The organism is Salinarchaeum laminariae (assembly GCF_023204835.1).
Lineage (GTDB): Archaea > Halobacteriota > Halobacteria > Halobacteriales > Salinarchaeaceae > Salinarchaeum > Salinarchaeum laminariae.
The window spans coordinates 722,108-746,047 of sequence record NZ_CP096270.1; the positions used below are offsets into that span (position 1 = coordinate 722,108).

Here is a 23,940-nt window from a genome sequence, read left to right on the forward strand (position 1 = left end):
GAGAGGTAGAGAGATAGCGAGAGAAAGAGACAGCTATGGGGACGTAGCGCAGCAGCCAGAGAGACCCGTGCTCACTCGTCGGAGGTCAGGTAGAGCAGGGGTGCGAGCACGATCAGGACGATCCCGAGCAGTCGCCACTGGAACCCGCTCGCGGAGATCGGTGCGAGCGCGAGGATCACACCGAACAGACCCGCGTTGAGCGCGAAGAGTTTGCGGGACTGCAGGGGCAGGACTGCGACGCTAGAGAGGACGAACCCCAGGAGGAGCACGTGACCGATGTTGTAGTCCAGCAGGAAGTCGTTCATCCACTGGAGCGGTACCGGCGTCATTCCTGCTCATATCTCCCCGAGTTGCACCCTTGAAAGTTCCGTTCCGGCCCCGCTTCGGGGACGGTGCAGCCGGGCTCGCACCGGTGCCAGCGAGGGAATCCAGCCGAACTGGCTCCTGCATGGAGTGCTCCGGCGTCGATGAACCCCCAGCATACAGGGGCGTACAGTCGGCGTGAGCGCGGACGCGCCGTGCTGCGTGGATTCGGACGCGCCGTGCTGCGTGGATTCGGACGCGCCGTGCTGGCTGGACGCGGACGCGGACGCGCTGAGGTCAGCTCGAGCACTGGCACGCTCCGGCGACATTGTCGCGACGATGCTGGTGTTGGCGATGCTACCGGAGTGGGCGATCCTGCCGGAGTGGGACCCTACCGTATCGTACGACGCTACCGACGGCGCTGTCGCTCCAGTTTCGGAGGAGCGGACGCACGGAGTCCCATGGAGCGTGTGACGTGGGCGTGCGTCCAGTCGGAGATAGCGGACGGGTACGCTAATGCCTTATTGCCCGCTGGCTGCGGTCTCTGGGGCGGTAGCCGCCGTTGGGGGCTCCGCTCCCGATGACGCAGTTCGGAGGTGCCCGAGATCGGAGAAAGCGCGAAACTGATCCGTTACGGCACGTTTTTCTCTCTCCACCCCGCACCGACGCCAAATGGTAGATCCGACTTCGGACCTCGGCGAGGACCTCACCGCCGAGAACGCGCCGGCGTGTGCGACCTGTGGCGATCCGATCGTACAGGACCCCGAGCACGTCGTCGAGACGTGGGTCGAGGACGAGAGCGTCGCGTCGCGACATTTCTGCAGCCAGGACTGCCGGGACGAGTTCTGAGCGGCCAGCGTGCGCTTCGAGTCCGGGCTGGCCAGCAGTGCTCGAATCCGGTGACACCGCAGTGATCGAAGCCGGGGACAGCGCAGTGATCGAATCCAAGTGAACGGCGGAATGGTCGAATACAGGTAGGCGCAACCGTCCGGCGTGGAGCCCGCGCTCAGTCGGTCGAGCTGCCGGCGTCGGCGTCGTCGCTCGCGACCGCGTCGCCGAGTCCGTCGACCGGCCGATCGGGGTTGGCGAGATGTGCCTCGCGAGAGAGACCGAGCTGGTAAGCCGACGGCTCGGCCTCGTCGCGGAGGTGCGTGCGGCCGCGGTGGACGTGGATTTCGCCCTCGAGGTGGAGCCGGACGGCTTCCAGCAGGGCCTCGGCCTCGAGTGGCTGCCCGCGCCGTTCGAGCTCCTCGGCGTCGGCGCCGTCGGGGACGTCGAACGCTCGCTGGGTGATGATCGGCCCCTGATCGAGATCGGTCGTCACGTAGTGCGCGGTCACGCCGGCGATGCGGACGCCTTCCTGACGAGCCTGTTCGTACGCGCGAGCGCCCGGGAAGGATGGAAGCAGGCTCGGGTGAACGTTGATGATGCGGTCCTCGTAGCGGAAGACGACGTTCGGCGAGAGGATCCGCATGTAGCGGGCGAGTACGATGAGGTCCACGTCGTACTCGGCGAGGAGCTCGAGGAGCTCCTCCTCGTCGGGCTGGCCGCCCTCGGAGCCGACGTCGTGGAACGGAACGCCGTAGCTCGTCGCGAGCGGTTCGAGGTCGTCGTGGTTGCCGATCACGACGGACACGTCCGCACCGAGCTCGTCGTTCGTCCAGGCCGACAGCAGTGCCTCGAGACAGTGCGACTCCTGCGTTACGAGCACCGCGATCCGTCGCGTCTGGCGTTCGGCGGGAAAGCGGACCTGAACCTCGACCCCGAGATCGTCGCCGAGCTCCTGGAGATCGGCCCGCAGTTCGTCCTTGGTGCACTCCATCCCCGACGCGTCGACAGTCATCGACATCCGGAACAGCCCCTCCCGGACGGCCTGGTCGAGGTCCTCGATGTTGATCCCCTGCTCGAAGAGGAGCGTCGTGACCCGCGCGATCAGTCCCGTGTCGTCGTCTCCGATTACCGTGATTTCGGTGAACTCGCTCGTCATCGCTGCCACCTCCGCGGGACTGTGCGCTGCATACCCGGTCAGTGGCGCGTCGGCGCGCAAAAGGCTTCCCGTCTGCCTGCAGGCTGTGGCCTGATCGGCCATCGGCTCCGCTCCTCGGTGCTGGTTCGGCCCCGAGGCCGGCACTCCAAGATCGCCACCGCTGGCGATGGCGACGTAGTGGCGAGAACCGTGGTCGGTAGCTACCAGCTATCGGCAATCAGATACTTCCGGACTCCTGCCGAATCGTTGCCAATGGGCCGAGCCCGTATCGTGATCGCGGTCGTCGTCGTGTTGGTCATCGCGACGGCAGGGATCGTCGGCGCGACCTCGCTCGTCGATATCGACGGCGACGGTGAGCCGGCGTTCACCGAACTCGCCGACGGAACGGATCCACTCGCTGCCGACAGCGACGGTGACGGGCTCGACGACGGAGCGGAGAGCGAGGCCGGCACCGACCCCACCGACCCCGACTCCGACGACGACGGCCTCGAGGACGGGCCGGAGATCGATGCGGGCGCCGACCCGCTCGTGGCGGACAGCGACGGGGACGGGATCGACGACGGCGACGAAGTCCACGAGTACGGGACAGAGCCAACGACGGCCGACACCGACGGCGACGGACTCGGCGACGGCGAGGAGGTCGAGGAGTTCGAGACCGATCCGACGCTCACTGACACCGACGACGACGGTCTCGGGGACGGTTCCGAGGTCAGCGAGCACGGAACCGATCCAACCGCCGCCGACACGGACGGAGACGGGCTCGACGACGGGCCGGAAATTCAGCAGTACGGGACGAACCCGCTGGTTGCCGACTCCGACGGCGACGGACTCGAAGACGGCGACGAGGCGAACGTCTACGCCACGGACCCAAGCGATCCCGATTCCGACGACGACGGACTCGAGGACGGCGCGGAGGTCGACCAGTACGGCACCGACCCTGCCGACGCCGACACGGACGACGATGGGCTGGAGGACGGCGCGGAGGTCGAAACGCACGGCACCGATCCCACCGACGAGGATACGGACGGCGACGGACTGCTCGACGGACCCGAAGTCCACCAGACGAACCTCTACCCCGGCGCAGATCCGCTCAGGACGGACGTCTACGTCGAAGTCGATCGGATGGAAGGGACGGCGCTACCGTATATGGACAGGTACGATGTCGTCGACGAGTTCGCCAGTGCGCCGATCTCGAACCCCGACGGCTCGACGGGTATCTCGCTGCATTTCGAGACAGACGACGTCGTCCCCTACGAGCCCTCCACGGACTGGGACGGCAGTTACCAGAACTACCGGGCGGCCTACAAGGACCACGGCGGCCAGGGCTACCACTACCTGCTCATCGTCGAGGACGCGAGGTCCTCGGGGACCAACGTGGCCGGCGTCGCGCTCTCGCCGGATATGATGGTCCAGCAGTACGACCAGGCGGACTGGACCGGCAGCACGGTGATGCACGAACTCGGCCACTCGCTGGGGCTCGTCCCGAACGCGTTCGGCGGCATCGACTCGGAGACCTACAGCTACGGCGAGTACCCGAGCGTGATGAACTACGACGCGCCGTACGACGCGTACGGCTTCTCGACCGGCGGCGCCTCCATCTACGACTTCGACGACTGGGGGTACATCGAGGACCACATGTACACGCCGTCGACCTACGCCGTCTCCGTGGGGAACTGACGATCTGCCAGCGAGCGGCGCTGGGGCACAGCTCGCGGGAATGCGCGGCCGAGCAGGTTCGACGGCCACACCGGGCGTTGACCCGCCAACCAAAGGCCTAAGCACGTTCGTAGCCAATCCGCCCGTATGAGCACCGAGACACAGGACGGCGACGACCTGGAGGATCGCGTCGCGAACTTCCTCCGGCGAAACTTCCCGCAGATTCAGATGCACGGCGGATCCGCAGCGATCCAGGATCTCGACCGCGAGACCGGCGAGGTCACGATCCAGCTCGGCGGTGCCTGCAGCGGCTGTGGCATCTCCCCGATGACGATCCAGGCGATCAAGTCACGGATGGTCCAGGAGATCCCCGAGATCGAGAAGGTCAACGCCTCGACCGGTATGGACGGCGGCGGCCACGGCGGCGAGAGCGGCATGAGCCCCTCCTTCCCCGGCGAGGAGTCCGTAGGCGAGGAGCCCGAATCCGACGAAGGCCCGCAGGCGCCGTTCTAGCGGGATAGTTTTCGCCCGTCGTTCGCACGTTGCATTCGCGAAGTAGTTCGCTTCTCGATAGTTCCCACGTCGATTTTCGGGCTGCCCTCACTCGGTCTGGTCGGCTGCTCCCTGTTCCCACGCCATCAGGAGCGCCGCCAGCGTCCGCGTCACCGGCACGGGCACGTCGTGGGCCTCGGCGCGGTCGATCACGCTGCCCGCGATCGCGTCGATCTCCGTCCGCCGGCCCGCCTCGACGTCCTGGAGCATCGACGAGCGGTTGGCCGCGGTCGCCTCGACGACTTCGTCGAGTTCGGCGACGGCGTCGGACTCCGTGAGAGCCACGCCGCTGGCCTGTGCGACGCGGGCGACCTCCCTGGCCGCGCGTCGAGCGGTGTCCCGAGGCTCGTCCGCAGGCATCTCGTCCTGGCCAGCCGCTACCGTACCCTCTCCCGCTGCCTCGACTTCCTCTCCTGTGGCCACGGCGATGTCTGCCCCGGCCAGCGCTCCGTTTTCCACCCGCGCCAGCGCGGTAACGGGGTTGATCGCGACGTTCACGGCTAGTTTCGACCAGAGCCGTTCGGGCATGGTAGCGTCGACAACGACTCGCGGGTGGCCGTCGAACCGATCCGCGGGAGCCGCCGAACCCACCGAATCCGCCTGATTCGAGAGATCGCGCCCGATCCGCTCGGCCAGCGAGGCGTCAGCGTCCGGGGTCGGCGTTCCGGGGCGGGGACCGATCGCGACCTCACCGAGGCCGGTGCACGTTACCGATCCCGGCGCCCTGCGTTCCGCGCCGTAGGTCGCCGTGCCAGCGAGCACGGGGGCGTCGACCACTGACGCCAGCGTCGCCTCGTTGCCGAGCCCGTTCTGCAACGACCAGACGGCATCGACGTCGCAGGCTGCCAGCGCGTCGGCGGCACGCTGCGTGTCGTAGGCCTTGACCGACACGATCGCGAGGTCGGCAGACGCTCCGTCGGGATCGGTCGTCGCTGCCGGGTGCACCACACCCTCGAGGGCTCCATCGATCGCGAGCCCGCTCTCGCGGATCGCCGCGACGTGTGTCTCGCGTCCGATCAGCGTCACGTCGTGATCGGGGGAGAGCAGCCCACCGACGAGGCTTCCGAGACTCCCCGCACCGAGCACGAGTACGTCCATGGAACGGAATTGGGGGCCTGGGGCTTTTGCGTGCCGGTCGTGGGATCAGAGACGTGTGCCGGCCGGCTCAAAGGCCGACCGAGACGAGGAGTCCCGCGCCGGCCGCCAGCATGCCGAGTCCGAGCAGTCCGTAGCTGCGACAGAACCGTCGCGCGTGGGCCGTCGCCTCCGCGGCGGGCACCCGGACGACGATCAGCGGCGGGCCGTCGGGCTCGTCGACGATTTCGATACCTTCGGCCGTCTCGCGCGCGGTCCCGAGTACGTAGACGGGATCGCCGGGATCGAGACGGCGCTCGCTGTACTCTCGCGGTCGCGAGCGGGTGCCACGGTCGAGGTCGTCGGAGACGGGGGCCGTGGCTCCCGGTTCGGTAGGCACCGTTCGTTCGAGCCCCTCGAGCGTCGATCCCGCCGGTCCCGCACGAGCGAGCCGGCTGGCAGGAGAGAGCAGTGGAAACTCCGCGCCAGGGCCGTCGACGGGGACGGACGCGGCGTCGTCGGGGAGGGAGACCTCCGGGGCGTCGAGTTCGGCGCGGAGGGTGCCGGGCAGTTCGCGGCCGTCCTCGGCAGCCTGGCCGCCCAGCGCAGCAGCGCTGACGACGCCGAAGCGCGTCGCACCGTGGGCGACGGAGACGGGCGACCAGGTAGAGGCGGCGTAGCCCCGGCCGAGGACGGCGTGCTCCTCGCGGGTGACCGCCCGGTACGCGAGCGTCTCCGTCTGGGTGACCGAGGACGAGACGCGATCGTCGAGCGGTACCGCTCGCCCCTCGATCTGGACCGGACCCGGCTCGACCTCTTCGGGCGTGAGCACCGGCAGCCGGCGGCTCGCGAGATACCAGTCGCGGTTCCCGACGGCGAGTGTGACCGCGGCCGTTCCGAGCACCAGGAGTCCGGCGGCGATCGACATCGCGATCGGCGAGCCGGGGGCGAAGGCGAGAACGAACAGGACACCGCTCCCCACGAGGAGGAGCGCGCCGACCCCGATCGCGACGGGGTCCAGCCGGAGCACGCGACGGACCGCCCGCAGTTTCTCCATCACCGCGTAGTGTCTGGCCACCCACGCGAGGGGAAGGAGCACCAGGGCGAGCAAGATCGCGAGCGAGAGCAGTCCGCCGACGTCGGGAGCCATCTGAGCGGAAGCTGGCGCGCCGACGGTGCTTCAACGTGTCCCTTCCGAGTTCGGCCGACTCCAGTCAGTCCTCCGTCCAGTAGTAGAGCTCCTCCCTACTGGAGCCACAGGAGGGACAGCTATCGGGGATCTCTTCGATCCGTCCGGTCTCGCCACACTGCCAGCAGCGCCACATCAGGTTGATTTCCCCGACCTCGCCGGTCGTGCTCTGGGCCTGTGGGTGCGGTGCGTCGACGCCGTCGCGCAGCGTCACGTAGAACCCGTTGTCGTCGAAGCCGCGAATGGTGCCGAGTCGCTGGCCGTCCTCGGTGTAGATCCCGTCGCCGAACGCGACGCTGGGCGTATCTTGCGTTGCCATGTGCGAACGTACGCCACGGCACGGCATAAATTGACCGCACAGGTCGACGCCACCACGACGAAAGCCAGCACCGAAACCCAGTCCACCTCAGGACGGCGGGCGACGACAGCCCGAACCCTACAGGTTGCCGGCCGCTACCGCAGTCCGTACTCGAGGTTCTCCAGCAGTCGCCCGACGAACAGGCCGAGCCGCGGGGAGACGCCCTCCTCGCCGGCCGCGTCGCTGGGCTGGGCAGCCAGCGTCTCCACGAACGGCTCGCCGAAGGTCATCGCGTTGATCGTGTCGACGACGTCGACGGTCAGCCCCTCGTCGGCGGTGTTCAGCTTCGGATGGGCCTGCTTCTCGCGGTCGGAGTACTCCACGGTCCAGGCGCGTCCGCCGACGAGATCGACGATCGTCTCCAGATCGCCGACTGCCAGGCGCTCCTCCCCCGTCGCGACGTAGACGACGCCGTCCTCCACGACGGTTTCGTAGCGGACCATCCTCGGATCGTTGGCACGATTGGTGCCCACAGACCGTCAGTGTTCGGGCAGATTGCCGGACGATTGGGCGCGTGCCGGCCGATCAGCGTCCCGGTCGGGCGCGTTACCGGCACGAACCCACTCCGGCAGGTGAGCCCCGATCTCCGCGTCGAATCCCGGAACGAGCGCGGGCAGCGCGACGGCCACCGCGAAACAGAGGCCGCCAGCACCCGCCAGCCCGAGCGTTGCCTCGCCCGCGAGCAGGCCAGCGATACCGCCGGTCAGCAACAGGACGGGGAGGCCGACGACGACACCGGCCCGTACGCTGCCGGGCCGGGCGAAGCGGCCGGTAGAGCGACTCACAGCCCCCCGATCCAGAAGAGAGTAGGTCTGCCAGCCAGCGAGGGCGCCCAGCGCTGCACCCAGAGAGAGCAGCGAGTCCCGTGCCGGGTGGGCGAGGAGCCCCCCGACGTCGAGGCTCGGCGCAGTGACGAGAACCGCGACCACGCCGATCCCAGCGGCGCCCACGAACGCGGTCGTCGGCGCGTCAGTCGGCGAGCCTCGCACTGCGAGCGCGGCCCCGGACAGCACCACGAGCCCGACGAGCACGCCAGCGACGACGTCCACGAGGAAGTGGACGCCCAGTGCGATCCGCGAGAGCGAAATCAGTGCGATCAGGCCCACTGCGACCACGGCACGGCGACGCGGCGTTCCAGCGCGAATCGCGCCGGCGAGACCCAGCAGGACCGCCGTCGAGAGCGTCGCGTGCCCGCTCGGGAAGCCGTGGCCGCTGGCGGTCGCGGTCGCGTCGAAGAGACCGTGGAGTATCGAGGGGTAGACGCCGGCGCCCCCCACCGGCGTGGCGGGGCGCGGGAGTCCGAACACCCCTTTGAGCGCCTGCACCAGCGCGATCGTTCCGAGCGCGATCGCCAGGACGACCGCGACCCGGTTTCGATCGGCAGGTCGGAGCCAGTACGCGAGCACGATCACGGCGAGGAGAAACCAGACGTCGCCGAGCTGCGTGAGCAGGCCGACGGGGAGCGCCGCCGCTTCCGGCAGCAGCGAGGTGACGGCGTCGACTGCGCCGACGCTCCGTGACACGACCGGTGGTATCCCGCCGATGGTGGTAAGCGCTGTGGAGCGCCTGCAGGCCAGAGTCACCCCGTACCCGAACGAGGCTGGGACGCCACACCACGCCCCCGGAAGGCAGAAGGCCCCGGCCGTACCGCACTCGGTCGATGGCCGACGTGTTCGGGCGGATGGTTGCGGACTACCACCGCGACGAGCTGCGGGGACAGCCGATCTACGAGCGCAGCGACGGCGACGAGTCGCCCGCCCACTGCGCGTGGTACTTCGCCGGGCCCGAGGAGTGGGGCCCGCTGGAAACCGCAGCGATCGAAGCCTGCACGACCGCACCACCCGGCCCGGGGCGCGTCACACCACGCGTGCTCGACGCCGGCTGTGGCCCGGGTCGTGCGCTCGATCCCCTCGCCGCGCGCGGCGCCGCAGTCCTCGGGGTCGACGAGAGTCCCAATGCAATCCGGGTCGCCCGAGAGTGGACCGACCAGCCGGCGATCGTCGGCGACCAGGCGAGGCTACCGCTGGCTGACGGTGCAGCCATCGACGCGGACGGCGACCGTCCGAGCGACGACGGCGCTGCGATCGACGCCGCGCTCTTTCTCGGCACGCACGTCGGGGGCGCTGGAACGATCGGTGGCCTCCGCAAACTCCTCGAGGAACTCGACCGCGTGATCGCGGACGGCGATCGTGGGGGACAATCCGCAGGTAGTGGCCGCGTCGTCGCGGACCTGTTCGATCCGACGGCGGTCGAGAACGACGATCTCAGAGCGTATCTCGACGGTCGCTGGCTCGACACGCCGGACGCTGTGGGCACGGATGACTCCGCGACAGAGCAGGCGATCGCGACGCGACGCTTTCGCCTGCGCTACGATGGTGAGGTTGGCCGCTGGCGGACGCTTCTGATGGCCTCGCCGGCCGCGCTCGAGGCGCTCGTCGCGCCGACGGCCTGGTCGATCGCCGAGATCGTCCGCGGCGAGGACACTCGATATCTGTTCGTGCTGGAACGGGAGTGAGCGGGCCGACGGCCGTTCGGGCGTTCAGCACTCGAACGATTCGACGGTCTCGTAGACTGGCCCGTCGTCGCGAAGCTGTGACTCGGTCAGCGTCACCGACTCGACGCGAAACGTGCCGATCTCCGGTGAGTACTCCTCAAGCACGGACTGGGCGTGCTCCTTCCCGCCAGCGTGGTCCATCCGCGCGATGGTGGCATGTGGCGTGAACGCGTGCTCTTCGGGCTCGAACCCCAACTCGACGGCTCGCTTCTCGATTCCCTCGTGCAGTTCGGTGAGTTCGGCGGTACCGTCGTCGATGCCCAGCCAGAGCACGCTGATATACTCCCGCGATGGGAAGGCCCCGAGGCCCGCGACGGTCGCGTCGAATGGGCCAACGTCGGCGTCGGCGACGCCAGCCTCGATGGCATCGATCGTCGCGTCGAGATCGACCTCGCCGTCGGGTGCCGATTCGGGCACGTCACCGAGGAACTTCAGCGTGACGTGGGTCTGCGTGGGATCGGTGAGCCGAACGCCGCTAGCGTCGGCGAGTTGCTCTTGCACCTCGGCGATGGCATCCGTGAACGCCTCCGGGAAATCGACGCTGACGAACAGTCGCATAGCGGGTCTCGGGCGAGCGGAGACAAAAGCGCACTGCGCCGTGCAGTTGGCCGGCGTCGGGCTGGGCTGGCTGGGCTGTTGCGGTACGGTAGCGGCTGCGGAGGCTGTGCGGGTCGGATACGAGGCGGTTGCTGCGTGGCTGCGGTGAGTGGGGTTTCAGATGCTATGTGGTAGCGGAGGCGGAGCGGGTGCTGTGCGTCTGCGGAGACGGTGGGGTAGCTGAGCGGCCGCAAAGGCGGAGCGGGTGCGGTACGGCTGCGGAAGGTGGAGCGGGTGCGGTACGGCTGCGGAAGGTGGAGCGGGTGCGGTACGGCTGCGGAGGCGGAGCAGGTGCGGTACGGCTGCGGAGGCGGAGCGGGTGCTGTGTGGCTGCGGAGGCGGAGCGGGTGCTGTGTGGCTGCGGAGGCTGTGGTGCAGCCGTTTTTCATGAACGTCTTTGCGGAGAGCGGGCGCTCACAGCGCCCGCTCTCCGGAAAAAGGTTCACATGAAGTCATCCAGACTGCTCGCCTTGTTCTTGTCGTTCTCGAACACCCGGTCGATCGACTTCTCGAGGACCTCAAGGCGCTGTTTCGTGTACTTGCGGGCGCCGTACTCCTCAGCGACCTCCATCGCGGTCTCCATGTACTTGTTCACGGAGCCCTCGTGGACGGTGAGCGTGATGTCGCCGCCACACTCCCGACACTCCCGCGTGAGGGGCGCGCGGCGGAACTTCTGGCCGCAGTCGAGACAGCGGACCTCCTGTCGGGAGAACGCCCGAAGGTTGCCGATCAGGTCCGGCAGGAAGTGATACTCGATGACGCGCTCGGCGACGTCGGTCTCGTCGACGGCCCGCAGCGTGCGGGCAAGCTCGAGCTGCGCGTTCATCTTGTCCATCATCGAGTCGAGGGTCTTGTACGCCGAGAGGTCGGGGCCGGCGGCGATGTCGGTGGTCTCGTGGGTGAAGCCGAAGCCGGAGTACTCTTCGTCGGTGCCGAGCGTGTCCTCGACGATCTCGACGTCGACGTCTTCGGGATCGGCCAGCTCGCGGGTCGCCTCGTAGAACTCGCGGGGATACTGGTCGACGACGTCGACGTTGTGCGCCTCGTCGTCGATCTCCTGGGGGTCGATCCGGGAGGACATGACGAGCGGGGCGTCCATCCGGCCGCCGCGCTGGTCGGGAAGGTAGGTCTTGCTGAAGTTGAGGAGGCCGTCCAGCAGGAGCATGACGCAGTCTTCGTCGCCGTCGCACTGGCCGACGAAGAGGTCGTTGGCGACGAGTGTGTGCGTCTCTTCGACGGTGAGACAGTACGTGTACTCGACGTCGGATTCGACCGGTTCGACGTCGACAACTTCGTCGAGCCACTGATCGCCTCCGTCACCGAAAAGTCGTTGCGATCGGAGTGGTGTCGAATCCAGCGACTCCTCGATGGCGGCCTGCTTCCGTTCGAGGTGGAATCCGATATCGTCGGCAAAGACGGCGGCGTGCTCGGACGTGATCTTGAGTACCCAGCTCTCGAACTCCGGCACCTCTTCGTAGAACTCGGCAACCGCCCCCGTCTCTGGACTGCGGCGCTCGCTGTAGGTCTTGCACGCTACGCCGAATCGTTTGAGTGCAGCGACGAGATCGTCTTTGAGCGTGTCGCTGATCGTGTGGGCACGGATTTCGATTCGATCTGCACTTGCGCTCCCATCGCCACTGAAATACGCAGCGAGGAATGCCCGCAACTGCGGCGTCGGCGCATCGAGGAGGAAATCGGGAATTCGCTTCTCTTCTGCTTTCGTTCCGAATTCGAATACCTCCTCGAAGAGGGCGTTCACGAGCCGGCTGGACACCGTTACCTTCCACTCGTTCTCTTCGAACGCGTCGATGCCGAAGCTGGACTCGAACGTCTCGATTATCTGATCGCGCGCAGTTCGATCCGGGATGCAGATCGTCGTCTGATAGAACGATCCGGACTCCTGCCGACTGAATCCCTCGGCGGCGTAGTATCCGAAGACGGTCGCGAGTTCCTCGTCGATTTCGAGCTGTCGTGCGACAGAGGTCCCATCGCGCCGTACGCCAAGCTCCACGGACTCGGGAACGCGACGTAACAGCTCCTCCGTATCATAGAACTCGAGCAGCACTGACGCCGGAATGCTGTCGCGGTTCACCCAGTTGTACACCGTCGACGTGCTCACGTCGAGCGCCGTCGCGATCGGTTTGAGGTACTGCCCACTGTCGGTCGCGTCGTCGAGAATCGATTTGAGCGTCGACTCCCCGATATTGCGGATAACGAGGTCTTCGTTCGAGACGGTCTCGACGTCGAGGAGTTCGTCGAGGAGATCGAACCGGTGGGGCGTCCCCTCGAAGTCGATGGACTTTGGACTCGGGAGTGAGTGGCCGACCTGGACCTCGCTCGCACGCAGTTCTTGGACGCCGTCGCCGTTTTCGACCAACATCGTGTGATCGGGAGTGACGCGAAGTTCTCGGCCGCTCCGAGTCTCCACGCGTACGAGATGGTCTGGAGCTGGGTGCTTCGAGACTGTCTCAACCGAGCCAACCGATCTGGTATCTCCTTCTGTGGTCGTCGGAACCCGAATCGGTGCAGTGAGTTCTGTTGACTCCGTACCGAAGTCGTCAGTATCGGGCGATTCGAGCCTCGGTTCGACGACCTCCTCTATGGCCTGGTGGTGCCACTGGCCTGCTTCGTCCTTGTACCAGATCGGCGTCTCTGGGTGGAAGCAGTTCCGGCGCTTCGCTGCGTGGAAGTACGGATGGGCGTATCCTCCTGCAACGTTCGTCGTCCCGATCACGCGCCCGACGACAGCGGCGGAGGTGTGGGGCGCCATCCCGAAGACCAGCTCGCCCACGAGGTCGTCCTTGTCTTCGAGCTCGTAGTAGGGGTCGAGCCCGTAGTAGGACTCCAGCAGGTCGTCGACGAAGGCAGCGGTCTTCAGCATGTGATCGGCGCCGCCCTCGGAGAGGATCACGTCCTGAACCTTCAGCTCGACCACCTGGTCCTCGTGGGTGAGCGTCTCGCCGTTGACGTCCTCCTCGTAGCCGAGTTCGCGGAACTGGTCGACGGAGACGTCGAGTTCGGCTGGCTTGACGGCGGTGACCGGGAGGTCCGTCATGTCGTAGCGGACGGTGCCGTCCTTGAACGCGGAGACGTCGTGCTTGGCGCGGAGAACGCCCTTCTCGATCGGTTCGGGCGTCTTGAGCTCGGAGGTGAGCCCCTTGACGCCTTTGAGCATGTCGAAGGCGTGGTCGCGCTCGCCGACGGCGTTCATCGCGTCGTGGTAGGCCTCGCCGACGTCGATCCGGCGCTCCTCGACGGCGGAGCCCTCGAGCTCGCAGCGGTCGCACTGCACCCGGCCCGCGTCGTCGGGCTGAAGCACCATGTCGCAGTCCGGGCAGGTGTAGTGGGGTTCGATGTGCTCGCCACAGTCCGGGCAGCGCGATTTGTGGGTCTCCGTCTGGCAGTCCGCGCAGCGACGGACGCCGATCTCGACCGTGATCTCGCCGGGCGTTTCCGAGAGGGAGTCGGCGTGGTGGGTCGCCGCGCCGACGTCGCGCTGGTCGCCGCCGGCGTCCCCGATCGGAAAGAGCGTATGGACCGCCGGGGAGAGCTCCCGGTCCTCTGACTTCTCGGGACGGCCCATTCGGCAGCCGACGCGGGTCGGCGCTTTCTCCCGGATTTCGAAGGGTGCGACGGCGTTGACGACCTGCACCGCGTTCTCCCACTCGCGAGCGTCCTCTGGGAGGTCCTCGAGCGCCCAGGATCGCTCGCGATCGTCCGTGAGGCCGAGCGAGCTGGCGAGCGGCCGCCACGTCGGAACGACGATCTCGTCCTCACGCTGACGGTGGGGAACGAGCAGCGTCTCGAGGGTTCGCGCGACGTCGCCCTCGGGATCTGCTTCGAGGACGAGTTCGTCGGCGTCGGTCGCGTCGCCGGCCGGTGCGGTGGCGGCCGTGCCGCCGTCTGGAGCCACGGCACCCTCGGGGCCCGCGTCGACTCGCCGAACGTCGCCGGTCGCGATCGCCGAGGCGAGTCGGTCTGCGTCCTCGACGGAGACGTCGTGCCAGACGTAGGTGTAGTCGGGATGGAGCGGCGCGTCGTGGGCCTCGGCCCACTCGATTGCGGTCTCGGGATCCGGGGCCTCGAGATCGACCGCTGGATCGTCCGCCAGCGCCTGCACGTCGACGCCCGCGGCCTCGAAGTCCTGAATCCACCACTCGGTCGCGTACGCAGCGGGTGCGAGTGGATGATTGTTCTCCACGAACTCGCCGTAGTTCACGAGATACTCGCCGAGGTCGAGGATCGCCTCGACGCCGTTGCGGACCTCCTTGGCCTCCGCGTCGTCGGCGATTCGTCGGACGTCGCCGTTGGCCAGTCGGACCGTCGGCCCCTCGATCGAATCGACGGGGACGACGCCGGCGGCCTTGCCGGGCAGTTCGGTCTTGATCTGGGTGCCCGGCGCGAGGAAGTCGTCGACGAGGCGCATCGTCGCGGGGTGGACGCCCGCCGTCGCGTCGCCGAGATTGCGGCTGCGGCCGTAGCGCAGGCGGAAGCCGCCGGACTCGCTGGGATGGCCGAAGACGGGTCTGCCAGCGATGAGGTCCAGCAGGAACTTGCCGTTGGGATCGACGCGAGGCGGACCGTCGGGGGCGTCGCTCTCCTCGGCTGCCTCCTCGGAATCGCCGTCATCCACTGCGTCGCCGTCGTCTTCGCCGTCCTCGGCCGCCTCGGCGTCGGTCGACTCGCCGTCCTCCTTCCCGATCGTGCCGTCGATGAGATCCTGGAGCCAGGGCCACTCGACCTCCTCGAGATTGCGAGTGTAGCGCTGGATCTTCGGCGCCTTGAGCGCGATCCCCTCCGCGAGCACGAGACACATGCCGCCGCGTGCGGAGTTGGTGTCGATCCGCTCGAGATCCCGGAACCCCGAGACCTCCTCGTCGCTGGTGGCCTCGCCGTCGAGCATCACGGGACAGTGTTCCGTGATGAACTTCGACTCCTTGTCCTTGGGCGTGTACTGGAGCCCGGTTTCGTTCGAGTAGAGCTCGATCTCCTCGGCGTAGCGCTCGATCTCGTCGTCGCGTGGCTTGAACGCGCCGACGTCGAGCAGGCTGCGGGCGTAGTCCGCGACGAGCACCGAGAGCGCCTGCGCCGTTCCGCCAGCGGAGCGGATCGGGCCGGCGTAGGCGACGGTGACGTAGTCGGTGCCGTCGTCGTTTTGCTCGATCTCGACGCGGTCGATCCCCTCGATCGGCGCGGCGACCACGCCCTCGGTGAGCAGGGCGACGGCCGTGCGGACCGCGCCCTCGATCTTGCCGGCGTCGGACTCGTAGCTCCCGACCCGGCCCTCGACGAAGTCCTCGACGAGTTCGAGTGCGGCCTCCTCGCGGCTGAACTCCTCTTCGAGTTCGCGGACGCGCTCGGCGACGCCTTCGATCCCGAGGATGTTCTCGACGCGGTCGGCCATGTCCCGGGCGGTCGGGATCTCGACTTCGGGTCGTGGGTCCTCGCCGCGGGATTTCGCCTCCTCGGCGAGCTCGATCGCGCGGTCGAGCTCCGTCTCGATCTCGTCGAAATACTGCTCGTCCTCGGGTTTCACTGGCGACACCTCGCTGACGCTCGGGCGACCACGAGCGCCGTTGCAGGTCGACGATCGCCCGTCACAGCCACAGATCCAGATCGGTCGGCTCGTGGTGGTCTCGCTCGAGCGGTTCCTCGAATGCGCGGAAGTGAATCTCGCCGGCGAACACGGTCGCGGCGTCGATGTGGCCCGCGATCGCCGTACCGTCGGGCCGCGAGAGCACCGCGTGGGTGTGCGCGAACCGATCCCCTGCAAGCAGCGAGACGTTCCCGACGCAGGCCGCGACCTCGAGCGGCTCGTCGAACGTCACCGGCTCGTACTCAGTCGTCTCCTGATCGTAGAACCAGACCTCGGCGTCGGAGACGGATCCGATTCCGCTGAACCAGCCCGCGTCGGCGCCAACGTCGTCGGCGAGCGACTCGATTTCGGCGCGCCAGTCCGCACCCGTCTCCAGCCGGGCGACGTACTCCTCCGTCGTCTCGACGGCCCGGTAGTCCATGTGCGATCCAGACGGAGGCCGACTCCTTTAGTGTTGACTTCGCGGACGGGGCGCGACCGTGGCCGATCGGAATGCCGACCGGGCCGACCGGTCGTCGAGGCGACACCATCGAGCGGTTGTACGGTCCTGGACGGCCGTTCGACGCCGCCTGAATCGAGGGCCTCCAGACGGATACCGGCAACGCCGAAAGGCTGTTTCCCCGCCGAGTGCGTTCTCCGGGCATATGCCGACCGAGAAGGAGAAGATGCTAGCAGGAGAGCGCTACGACGCGAGCGATCCGGAGCTTGCCGCGGACCGACGGCACGCGAGCGAGCTCACGAAGCAGCTCAACGAGAGCGATCCAGGCGAGGACGATCGCCGGCGCGAACTCCTCCGCGAGCTCGTGGGATCGGCCGGCGACTCGCCGTGGGTGGAGCCGCCGTTTCGCTGTGACTACGGGTACAACATTCACCTCGGCGACGGCTTCTACGCGAACTTCGACTGCGTCTTTCTGGACGTCTGTCGGATCGAGTTCGGCGACGACTGCCTGCTCGGGCCGGGCGTCCACGTCTACACCGCGACGCATCCACTCGGTGCCGAGGAACGCACCTCCGGCGTCGAGTACGGGAAGCCGGTGACCATCGGGGATCAGGTCTGGATCGGCGGACAGGCGGTGATCAACCCCGGCGTGACGATCGGCGATCGCGCGGTGATCGCATCTGGCGCGGTCGTCACCGAGGACGTGCCAAGCGACGTGGTGGTCCAGGGCAACCCGGCCGAAGTCGTCAGGGAGATCGAGTGAGCGGAGCGGCCGTACTCCACTCGCACCGTCGGTCTACTCGCAGTATGGGCCTTCGTCACAGCGGACCGTGAGTTCGAACCTGTCCACGGCGGAGGCCTCCGCCTCCAGCTGTGGCATGATTTCGACCGTTCCCGTGTCACCGTTGTAGAACCCATCGCGGTTCGCGGCCGCCGAGCCCATCGTCTGGATCTCCGACCCCGATTCATCGTAGAGCGTGACGTCGTAGGCGAAATCGAGCACGCTCGTCTCCTCGCCGCCGGTGTTCCGGAGATTCACCGTGATCGAGTACTGGCCACCGCTCGCGTCTGCGGTCGCGTCCGTAACCTCGATGCCATTCACCTCGTTTTGGACGTTGTCCGGACTACTCCCCGAGGAGCCGCCGTCCCCGTCACCGCCGCCACCCAGGATCCCCGAACAGCCAGCGAGTCCGGCGGCCGCTGCCGCACCGGCGGCGCCGAGCATCCGGCGGCGGGAGAGGTCGGTCCCTCCACTGCCAGCGCCGCCGTCGTTCTGTCTGTCGCTCGATGCGTCGTCGTGATAGCGAGCCGTCGGTCGATCGCGAGTCATTGCCTCGACGAAATCCCAGCTCCTGATTCACGATCAACCCGGTCGCTAGGTACTTGGTGTCGGCAGGTAGGCCGGCAGACCTCCGGTGTCGAAGCGGCCATCGCACGCCCCGTTTCGAACCGGTCCTCGCACGCCGAAGCGATCGTTTCACTCCGACTCGATCCCCGCACGCCCAACAGGCCGCCTCACTCCGGATCGATCGCGACGCTCGCAAGCCGATCGCCCGCGGTGACGGTCGCCTCCCGGGTCAGCGCGTAGAGCACGCCGGCGCGATCCGTCTCGACGGACTCCAGTGGCTCGTAGGTCGTCGGGTGGTAGACGGTGCCGAGCTGGAACCCCTCGGGAACGCGCTGGCCGAGGTCGAGGTCGGCCGTGATGCGAAAGAGTCCGGAGTTGCCCGCCGTCACCCGGCCGAGATGGTTGCGCGCGATCGTCGGCTCGGCGCCGCTGATGCGCTGGCCGCGGAGCGCGTCGAGCTCCCGGAGGACGCCTAGCACCCCGCGGACGCCGACCTCGATCGCGTCCTCGACGAGCTGTTTGTTGTGGGCGAGCTCTGGCGTGATCGCCGGAATGCCGGCGTTGGCAGCTGCGACGCGCAGCTTGCCGTCGAAGCTACGCTCGTGCCACTCGTCGCTGGCCGACTCGCCCGCCGGCTCGGCGAGGAGGAGCTCGGTGCCGAAGGCGACCGCGAGCTCGCGGGCGCACCGATCCCCCTCCGTGAAGACGGCGTGGGTCAGCATCTCGACGGAGCCGGTGTGGAGGTCGACGATAGCGTCCGCCTCGCCAGCGATTGCCCAGAGCCGCGCTGCCATGCGTTCGTGGGTTGTGCCGTCGGGATCGCCGGGCCAGACCCGATTCATGTTCGGGTTCACGCCGTCAAGCGCTTCCGGCGTCGTGTAGGAGACGCGATCGAACGTGAGCGGGTTGGCGACCGGGACGACGATCACGCGCCCGAACAGCTCCTCGGGGTCGAGTCGATCGTCGAGCCGGCGGCAGACCTCGGTGCCGTTGATCTCCTGGCCGTGCTGGGCGGCCTGGACGTACACCGTCGGTCCGTCGCCGGCGCCCTCGTAGGTGTGAACCGTGGTGGCCACCTCGGTGCCAGCGGGGAGCCGGGCGAGGGTGACGGTCTCTGCGTGGTGGCCGGCCATATCCTAGCCATGGGAGTCGGTGTAATTAGGGGTTCTGCCCGTTTTCGCCAGCAGGCGCCGGCTACCTGCAGCCGCTCGCGCGGATGCCAGCGCCTTCGCTGGGTCGTGACCGACGGATACCAGGCCAACGTGGCTATTTTGCCGCCTGAATGCGCTCGGCGATCCCGCACAGGCGGACAGAGTCCGCTCGGTGGATAGCCACAGACAGCGTACGCTCGATGGGCAGCCTGGTGCAGACGGGACCTGGAGGACAGCCGCAGACAGGAGGCACTCAGTCGACGCGCCGGTGCCAGCCTCGCGAGCAGAGCCCTGCGACGAGCAGCGCGAGCAGTGCAGGAACGAGGCCGAACCCGGGAGTGCCGTCGCCGCCGGACCCGTCGGTTGCGTTCCCGGCCGTGCCGTTGCCCGCAGTTCCGTTCCCGCCCGACCCGCCGCCCTCGACGGGATCGATCGAGGTTGCGGGCTCGGTGCCCATCGTGATCGACTCGAAGCAGAGATCACCCTCGCTCGTGCCGATCAGCGATCCCTGGAGCGAGATGCGGAAGTCGTGACCGCCGTGGGTCGTGAGTCCGCCGTCGGCCGCGGAGAAATTGACCTCGGAAAGATCGAACGTGTGCGTCTCCCAGGCGTCGTCGCCGTCGAGTTCGACGATCTCGGAGACGCCGCCATCGTACTCGATTCCGAAGGAGCCGTTCCCGTCGTCGTAGTACCGGACGGTGACGGCAGCGCCGGTATCGGTGCCGCTGAAGTGGTCGTCGGAGAGATCGACGTACAGCGTGTGTCCCGGCGCGCCGGCGTCGACGTCGGTCTGGTAGCAGGCGACGCCTTTCCACGTGGTCGCAGTGAATGCGCTGTGGTCGGTACCGACGTCGTTGACCTCCGAGAAGCCGTTCCACTGCCCCTCGTTGATCGTCTCGACCGTCATTCCGGTGGCGACGGCAGGCTCCGAGAACTGCGCTCGTGGGACGCCGACCGGCGCCTCGAGGCGCCCGACGACTTCGCCGTCGATCCGGAGCGTGTCCACGGCGACGGCGGCACGGTTTCCGTAGGCGTCGGGGACGGCCATCGTCCCGCTCGCCGTTTCGCCGCCGCCCGCAGTGAGCGAGAGCGTCTCGCCAGCGATCTCGTGGGTGAGTGTTCGATCGACCGATCCGTCGTTCTCGAAGGTCGCGTCGAGCTGTCCCGCCGACCCGCCGCTCTGCACCGAGGACTGGAGACCGACCGGTGCGCCAGCCTCGATCTCGTCGATCCCGCCGCCGACGTAGATCGGATCGGGGCCGACGGTCAGATAGACCTCGCCGTCGACCGGCGTGAGCGTCTGTTCGTCACCGGTCATCGTCGAGATGGTGACGGGCTCGTCGGTGCGGAGCGTGACGTCCGTGCGTTCCTCGGTCCAAAGCACGCTCGTCTGCTCGTCGCCGTCGGCGAACCGATAGCGCTGGACTGGCTGGGTGGCCGAGGACTGAAACTCGGCGTCCGCGAGCTGTCTGGTCATCGTTGCGTAGGCGAGATAGCTCGGTTTGGGCGTGTTCTCGCCCAGCGGGTTGTCCCCGCCGCGCAGCAGGCCGAACTGGTCGCTGCCGTCCGCGTGCTGCCAGATGTCGTCCTGGTAGTAGGTGTCGACCTGGGTGTACCAGTAGTAGCGCTCGACGCCGGCCTGCTGGAGGTGGGCGTGGCTCTGGACGAGGTGTCGCGCCTGGGTTGTCTCCCCGTCGCCGCCGGCGAGATGTGGCGAGGTCGCCCAGCCGAGCTCCGTCACCCAGATCGGCATGGATTCGCCGTCGTTGTACTCGCGGGTGAGTTCGCGGAGCTGATCGAGATCGCTGCCGAACGCCGCGGGCTCATCGCGATAGAGGTGGACCGATATCGCGTCCATGTGCTCGGCACCGCCGGCCTCGAAGATCCCCTCCCAGTAGCCGAAGTCGATGGCCGGAGGGACGCCGCTGGTCGAGTAGTTTCGAGTGGTGCTGCCCCCGACGACGGTGACGTCCGAGCGGGTCTTCTGGACGGCGTCGTAGGTCGATTCGAGGAGGGCAGCGTAAGCCGCCGGATCCTGGCCGGCAGGGCCGACGGAGAAGCTCTCGATGTTGGGCTCGTTCCAGACCTCGACGTGCTCGAGATCGGGATACTCCTCGAGGACCGCGGCCGTGTAGTTCGCGTAGCCCTCCCTGGCCGCCTCGGTGCTGGGGAAGGTGAAGATCCCGTCCCACTCCTCGGCGTAGAGCTGGTTCGCGTAGACGAGGAGGAACAGCCGATCGAAACCGCGCTGCTGGAGCTCTGCCATGAACTCGGCGCGATCCGACCCCGAGAAGTCGTACTCGCCGGGAGACTGCTCGACGTCGTGCCAGCCGTGCTCGTCGCGGACCGTCCCGACGCCGATGTGCTCGAGCGTGTCCATCATCTCGTGGTCGCGGCCGGCCCCGAACTTCGTCGACATCGCGTAGAACTCGTCGTCGGTGTCGAACTCGTCGGCCGGCAGCACGGCGAGTGAGGTGCGAGCGATCGTTGGACGGTCGGCGGCGTCCGAGAGGCCACTGTCGGCGGCCGCGCCGTCGCCGTTCGCGGTCCCGGCCGCGGGCAGCACGCGGAGCGTATAGTGGCCGACCTCGTCGAGCGGGAAATCGATGGTCGTCTGTCCGTCGATCGATTCGGTGCCGTTCGCGACGACCTCCCCGTAGTAGTCCTCGACGCGCCAGGCGATCTCGCCGTCGGCGTGGAGGGTGATCCGCGGCGTCTCGTTGGTCAGGAAGATGTTGCCCCGCGCCTCCTGGCCGATCGCGACGGAAAGAGTCGCCTGGGCTGGCGAGGACGCTCCGGAGGTGTTCGCCGTCGCTGGATCGACCGCACCGGCGCTGGCGCCGATGGATCCGAGCACGCCTGCTGCGGGAACCGCGAGGACCGCGACGGCCAGCAGCGCGACGCCGAGGACGACCGCGATCGACGCGCCGCGCCTGCCATCGAGGTGCCCAGACATGGTTTCGGAGACGACTGTACGTCCGCAGTTTCGCGGAAAAAAGTTCCGGCGCTCGCGCAGGTGGCGTCCGGCCGCGCCGCGGTCAGTCCGCGTCTGCGGTACAGCCGCCCTCGTAGGTCACGTCCGCGACCGAGCCGATGTCGGGGTCGTCGCCGCAGATCGGACAGTCCGGTCGCCGGCGCAGCTCGACGGTCTCGGTGCCGGGATTGCGCGCGTCGTAGTAGATCACGGCCTCCGTCAGCGGCTCGCCGACGTCGAGCAAGAGCTTGATGGCCTCCGTGGCCTGCATCGCACCGATCGTCCCGGGGAGGACGCCCAGCACGCCCGCCGTCGCACAGTTCGGAACGGTCCCTGCCGGCGGCGCCTCCGGAAACAGGCAGCGGTAGCAGGGTTCGCCCCCGCCGGACACGGTCGTCAGCTGCCCCTCGAACTGGTAGACGGCGCCGTGGACGAACGGAGTCTCGGTCAGCACGCAGGCGTCGTTGACGAGAAACCGCGTCGGGAAGTTGTCGCTGGCGTCGAGGACTATGTCGTAGTCGGTCACCAGTTCCATCGCGTTCCCGGCGTCGAACCGCGTCTCGAACGCCTCGACGGTCACGTCCGGGTTCAGGGCAGCCACCGCCTCCGCCGCGCTCTCGACCTTCGGCCGCCCGACGTCGGCCTCGCCGTGGAGCACCTGCCGCTGGAGATTCGACCGCTCGACGACGTCGTCGTCGACGATCCCGAGCCGCCCGATCCCGGCCGCTGCGAGGTACTGAATCGCCGGTGAGCCCAACCCGCCCGCGCCGACGACGAGCACCGAGGCGTCGAGCAGCGCCGCCTGCCCCTCCGGCCCGACGTCGTCCATGACCACGTGCCGGGCGTAGCGCTCGAGTTGCTCCGGCCCGAGATCGAGGTCGCTCATGCGTAGATGGTGGAGGGGCACGGCAAAAAGCGGCCCGGGACCGAATTGCTGCATTTGGAGTGGTGGTCGGATAGCAGACACGCTCGAAAGCCCCAGGACGCTCGATGCCCCGGGGCTCGGTGCGCTCCTCGCCTCTCTCGTTCCGCTCGTTCGGCTGTGGTGCTTACTTCGCCCGGGGACAGCCGAGTCGGCCTGCCCCTTTCGATGTCCCTCCCACCGCACCTCGGTCCTCCCCAACCTCTTGCGCTCCTCACGTCGCTACGCTCGTTGCGGTGCTCATCCCTCGCGCGCTGGCTGGCGCGGCCGCTCGCCCGCTTCGGGGCTCGCAGCCGGCACCAGCGCGCGCCGACGTGAACCACCAGGGTTTCGCGCTCGATGAGCGACGAATCCGGGTGGGACTGAGCAGGATCCTCGATCCTGCGAAGGTCGGAAGAGCTTGCTCTTCCGGGACTGGAAGGGGCCGTTGACGGACTACGTCCGTCTGCTCGGGAGACCTCCGGTCTCCCGGTGACCGCTCGCGTTCGGTCGCGACGGTGAGCCGAGTGACGCGAGGCGAACCTCGACAGACGAGCGAAGCGAGTCTGTCGGTGCAAGGACCGCAGGTGAGCGACCGAAGGGAGCGAACCGAGGACCACAGCGAGCGAGCGGACGCGAGCGGGAGGGGCTTCCAAGCAGTTCACCGCCGATACTGTAGCAGTTGAGAACGAATCCCCTAGCCCTCGAGTAGTTCCAGCTCCAGATCACCATCCAGCACGTCGGCGCGGTACATCGTCGCGCGGTCGGCAGGCGCGGCGCCGGTCGCGCTCCCGGGGTTGAGCAGCCGGACGCCCTCGGCCTCGGTGTCGAGCACGCTGTGCGTATGCCCGGACACACCGACTGCCTCGGGGTCGTGCTCGCGGACGATTCCGGCGACGCGAGACTCGTAGGCGCCTTTCGCCTTCGAGCCGGTGCCGTGGGTGACGACGAAGGTCACGCCGCCGACGGTCCTGGTCGCGACGCGCGGGAGGTCCATCGCGGGATCCATGTTCCCGGCGACGGCGGTGAGATCGCCCGCGAGGTCGGCGATCGTCTCGTAGGTCTCTCGGCTGTCGAAGTCGCCGGCGTGGATCGCGCAGTCGGCCGCGTCGAGTTCGTCGCGAACGTAGCCCGGGAGCGCAGCACGGCGCGAGGGAATGTGCGTGTCAGAGAGGATGGCGACGCGTGGCATTGGCGAGGGTTCGGCGTGGACTGCCCTATCGCTTTTCGTCTGGATGGAGCTGCCAGTGGAGGCGTGCTG

At 67.9% G+C, this 23,940-nt stretch carries 20 protein-coding genes; 5 read left to right on the forward strand and 15 right to left on the reverse strand.

Features of this window, described 5'->3' with window-relative positions:
- Positions 1-71 precede the first annotated feature (71 nt).
- Entirely contained in the window at positions 72-329 is a 258-nt protein-coding gene (locus MXF70_RS03425; protein ID WP_248517447.1) for a DUF8006 family protein, read from the reverse strand.
- 646 nt (positions 330-975) lie between these two features.
- Between MXF70_RS03425 and MXF70_RS03430 the strand changes: the two genes are divergently transcribed.
- Positions 976-1,152 carry a DUF7576 family protein gene (locus MXF70_RS03430; RefSeq protein ID WP_248517449.1) on the forward strand — a complete coding sequence of 59 codons (177 nt, stop codon included), beginning with the start codon at positions 976-978 and terminating at the stop codon, positions 1,150-1,152.
- A 157-nt stretch (positions 1,153-1,309) separates the two neighbouring features.
- Here MXF70_RS03430 and MXF70_RS03435 read toward each other — a convergent pair whose 3' ends face one another.
- Positions 1,310-2,290: a formyltetrahydrofolate deformylase gene (locus MXF70_RS03435; RefSeq protein ID WP_248517451.1), complete on the reverse strand. Its 981-nt coding sequence runs from the start codon at positions 2,288-2,290 to the stop codon at positions 1,310-1,312.
- Between the two features lie 252 nt (positions 2,291-2,542).
- Here MXF70_RS03435 and MXF70_RS03440 point away from each other — a divergent pair, with 252 nt between their 5' ends.
- Positions 2,543-3,967 (forward strand): zinc metalloprotease, encoded by a 1,425-nt coding sequence (locus MXF70_RS03440; RefSeq protein WP_248517452.1) that lies wholly within the window; start codon positions 2,543-2,545, stop codon positions 3,965-3,967.
- Positions 3,968-4,093: 126 nt separating this feature from the next.
- Complete coding sequence (locus MXF70_RS03445; RefSeq protein ID WP_248517454.1) at positions 4,094-4,459, forward strand: NifU family protein; 366 nt, start codon at positions 4,094-4,096, stop codon at positions 4,457-4,459.
- A gap of 87 nt (positions 4,460-4,546) precedes the next feature.
- Here the strand turns inward: MXF70_RS03445 and MXF70_RS03450 are convergent, their stop codons facing one another.
- The 5 genes from MXF70_RS03450 to MXF70_RS03470 all read right to left on the reverse strand — a co-directional run bounded on the left by MXF70_RS03450 (position 4,547) and on the right by MXF70_RS03470 (position 8,642).
- Positions 4,547-5,596: a ketopantoate reductase family protein gene (locus MXF70_RS03450; RefSeq protein ID WP_248517456.1), complete on the reverse strand. Its 1,050-nt coding sequence runs from the start codon at positions 5,594-5,596 to the stop codon at positions 4,547-4,549.
- 67 nt (positions 5,597-5,663) lie between these two features.
- Positions 5,664-6,722: an E3 ubiquitin ligase family protein gene (locus MXF70_RS03455; protein ID WP_248517458.1), complete on the reverse strand. Its 1,059-nt coding sequence runs from the start codon at positions 6,720-6,722 to the stop codon at positions 5,664-5,666.
- Positions 6,723-6,786: 64 nt separating this feature from the next.
- Positions 6,787-7,080 carry a DUF7130 family rubredoxin-like protein gene (locus MXF70_RS03460; protein ID WP_248517460.1) on the reverse strand — a complete coding sequence of 98 codons (294 nt, stop codon included), beginning with the start codon at positions 7,078-7,080 and terminating at the stop codon, positions 6,787-6,789.
- A gap of 134 nt (positions 7,081-7,214) precedes the next feature.
- Positions 7,215-7,562: a hypothetical protein gene (locus tag MXF70_RS03465; protein ID WP_248517462.1), complete on the reverse strand. Its 348-nt coding sequence runs from the start codon at positions 7,560-7,562 to the stop codon at positions 7,215-7,217.
- A gap of 36 nt (positions 7,563-7,598) precedes the next feature.
- Positions 7,599-8,642 (reverse strand): phosphatase PAP2 family protein, encoded by a 1,044-nt coding sequence (locus MXF70_RS03470; protein WP_248517464.1) that lies wholly within the window; start codon positions 8,640-8,642, stop codon positions 7,599-7,601.
- A 137-nt stretch (positions 8,643-8,779) separates the two neighbouring features.
- Between MXF70_RS03470 and MXF70_RS03475 the strand changes: the two genes are divergently transcribed.
- The gene (locus tag MXF70_RS03475) at positions 8,780-9,634 is read left to right on the forward strand and encodes a class I SAM-dependent methyltransferase (protein WP_248517465.1); all 855 of its coding nucleotides are present in this window, start codon (positions 8,780-8,782) and stop codon (positions 9,632-9,634) included.
- 24 nt (positions 9,635-9,658) lie between these two features.
- Here the strand turns inward: MXF70_RS03475 and thpR are convergent, their stop codons facing one another.
- The 3 genes from thpR to MXF70_RS03490 form a co-directional block, all read right to left on the reverse strand.
- Positions 9,659-10,231 carry an RNA 2',3'-cyclic phosphodiesterase gene (gene thpR / locus MXF70_RS03480; RefSeq protein ID WP_248517467.1) on the reverse strand — a complete coding sequence of 191 codons (573 nt, stop codon included), beginning with the start codon at positions 10,229-10,231 and terminating at the stop codon, positions 9,659-9,661.
- Positions 10,232-10,712: 481 nt separating this feature from the next.
- Positions 10,713-15,806 carry a DNA polymerase II large subunit gene (gene polC / locus MXF70_RS03485; RefSeq protein WP_248517469.1) on the reverse strand — a complete coding sequence of 1,698 codons (5,094 nt, stop codon included), beginning with the start codon at positions 15,804-15,806 and terminating at the stop codon, positions 10,713-10,715.
- Positions 15,807-15,867: 61 nt separating this feature from the next.
- Complete coding sequence (locus MXF70_RS03490) at positions 15,868-16,287, reverse strand: PPC domain-containing DNA-binding protein (protein ID WP_248517471.1); 420 nt, start codon at positions 16,285-16,287, stop codon at positions 15,868-15,870.
- A 223-nt stretch (positions 16,288-16,510) separates the two neighbouring features.
- On the opposite strand from MXF70_RS03490, the gene MXF70_RS03495 reads away from it, so the two are divergent.
- The gene (locus tag MXF70_RS03495) at positions 16,511-17,068 is read left to right on the forward strand and encodes a sugar O-acetyltransferase (RefSeq protein WP_248517473.1); all 558 of its coding nucleotides are present in this window, start codon (positions 16,511-16,513) and stop codon (positions 17,066-17,068) included.
- Between the two features lie 33 nt (positions 17,069-17,101).
- On the opposite strand, the gene MXF70_RS03500 is transcribed toward MXF70_RS03495, so the two are convergent.
- The 5 genes from MXF70_RS03500 to MXF70_RS03520 all read right to left on the reverse strand — a co-directional run bounded on the left by MXF70_RS03500 (position 17,102) and on the right by MXF70_RS03520 (position 23,871).
- On the reverse strand, positions 17,102-17,635 hold the full coding sequence (locus MXF70_RS03500) for a hypothetical protein (RefSeq protein WP_248517475.1): 534 nt from the start codon (positions 17,633-17,635) through the stop codon (positions 17,102-17,104).
- Positions 17,636-17,820: 185 nt separating this feature from the next.
- Entirely contained in the window at positions 17,821-18,786 is a 966-nt protein-coding gene (locus MXF70_RS03505) for a succinylglutamate desuccinylase/aspartoacylase family protein (protein ID WP_248517477.1), read from the reverse strand.
- Positions 18,787-19,057: 271 nt separating this feature from the next.
- Entirely contained in the window at positions 19,058-21,760 is a 2,703-nt protein-coding gene (locus MXF70_RS03510) for a glycosyl hydrolase (protein ID WP_248517479.1), read from the reverse strand.
- A gap of 82 nt (positions 21,761-21,842) precedes the next feature.
- Positions 21,843-22,664 carry a HesA/MoeB/ThiF family protein gene (locus tag MXF70_RS03515; RefSeq protein ID WP_248517481.1) on the reverse strand — a complete coding sequence of 274 codons (822 nt, stop codon included), beginning with the start codon at positions 22,662-22,664 and terminating at the stop codon, positions 21,843-21,845.
- Between the two features lie 712 nt (positions 22,665-23,376).
- Complete coding sequence (locus MXF70_RS03520) at positions 23,377-23,871, reverse strand: metallophosphoesterase family protein (RefSeq protein WP_248517483.1); 495 nt, start codon at positions 23,869-23,871, stop codon at positions 23,377-23,379.
- Between the last annotated feature and the right edge of the window lie 69 nt (positions 23,872-23,940).

What these genes read in the sequence shown, in the direction of transcription:
- MXF70_RS03425 (WP_248517447.1), bottom strand. Translation starts at nt 329, where the DNA reads ATGACGCCGGTACCGCTCCAGTGGATGAACGACTTCCTGCTGGACTAC.
- MXF70_RS03430 (WP_248517449.1), top strand. Translation starts at nt 976, where the DNA reads ATGGTAGATCCGACTTCGGACCTCGGCGAGGACCTCACCGCCGAGAAC.
- MXF70_RS03435 (WP_248517451.1), bottom strand. Translation starts at nt 2,290, where the DNA reads ATGACGAGCGAGTTCACCGAAATCACGGTAATCGGAGACGACGACACG.
- MXF70_RS03440 (WP_248517452.1), top strand. Translation starts at nt 2,543, where the DNA reads ATGGGCCGAGCCCGTATCGTGATCGCGGTCGTCGTCGTGTTGGTCATC.
- MXF70_RS03445 (WP_248517454.1), top strand. Translation starts at nt 4,094, where the DNA reads ATGAGCACCGAGACACAGGACGGCGACGACCTGGAGGATCGCGTCGCG.
- MXF70_RS03450 (WP_248517456.1), bottom strand. Translation starts at nt 5,596, where the DNA reads ATGGACGTACTCGTGCTCGGTGCGGGGAGTCTCGGAAGCCTCGTCGGT.
- MXF70_RS03455 (WP_248517458.1), bottom strand. Translation starts at nt 6,722, where the DNA reads ATGGCTCCCGACGTCGGCGGACTGCTCTCGCTCGCGATCTTGCTCGCC.
- MXF70_RS03460 (WP_248517460.1), bottom strand. Translation starts at nt 7,080, where the DNA reads ATGGCAACGCAAGATACGCCCAGCGTCGCGTTCGGCGACGGGATCTAC.
- MXF70_RS03465 (WP_248517462.1), bottom strand. Translation starts at nt 7,562, where the DNA reads ATGGTCCGCTACGAAACCGTCGTGGAGGACGGCGTCGTCTACGTCGCG.
- MXF70_RS03475 (WP_248517465.1), top strand. Translation starts at nt 8,780, where the DNA reads ATGGCCGACGTGTTCGGGCGGATGGTTGCGGACTACCACCGCGACGAG.
- thpR (WP_248517467.1), bottom strand. Translation starts at nt 10,231, where the DNA reads ATGCGACTGTTCGTCAGCGTCGATTTCCCGGAGGCGTTCACGGATGCC.
- MXF70_RS03490 (WP_248517471.1), bottom strand. Translation starts at nt 16,287, where the DNA reads ATGGACTACCGGGCCGTCGAGACGACGGAGGAGTACGTCGCCCGGCTG.
- MXF70_RS03495 (WP_248517473.1), top strand. Translation starts at nt 16,511, where the DNA reads ATGCCGACCGAGAAGGAGAAGATGCTAGCAGGAGAGCGCTACGACGCG.
- MXF70_RS03500 (WP_248517475.1), bottom strand. Translation starts at nt 17,635, where the DNA reads ATGACTCGCGATCGACCGACGGCTCGCTATCACGACGACGCATCGAGC.
- MXF70_RS03505 (WP_248517477.1), bottom strand. Translation starts at nt 18,786, where the DNA reads ATGGCCGGCCACCACGCAGAGACCGTCACCCTCGCCCGGCTCCCCGCT.
- MXF70_RS03510 (WP_248517479.1), bottom strand. Translation starts at nt 21,760, where the DNA reads ATGTCTGGGCACCTCGATGGCAGGCGCGGCGCGTCGATCGCGGTCGTC.
- MXF70_RS03515 (WP_248517481.1), bottom strand. Translation starts at nt 22,664, where the DNA reads ATGAGCGACCTCGATCTCGGGCCGGAGCAACTCGAGCGCTACGCCCGG.
- MXF70_RS03520 (WP_248517483.1), bottom strand. Translation starts at nt 23,871, where the DNA reads ATGCCACGCGTCGCCATCCTCTCTGACACGCACATTCCCTCGCGCCGT.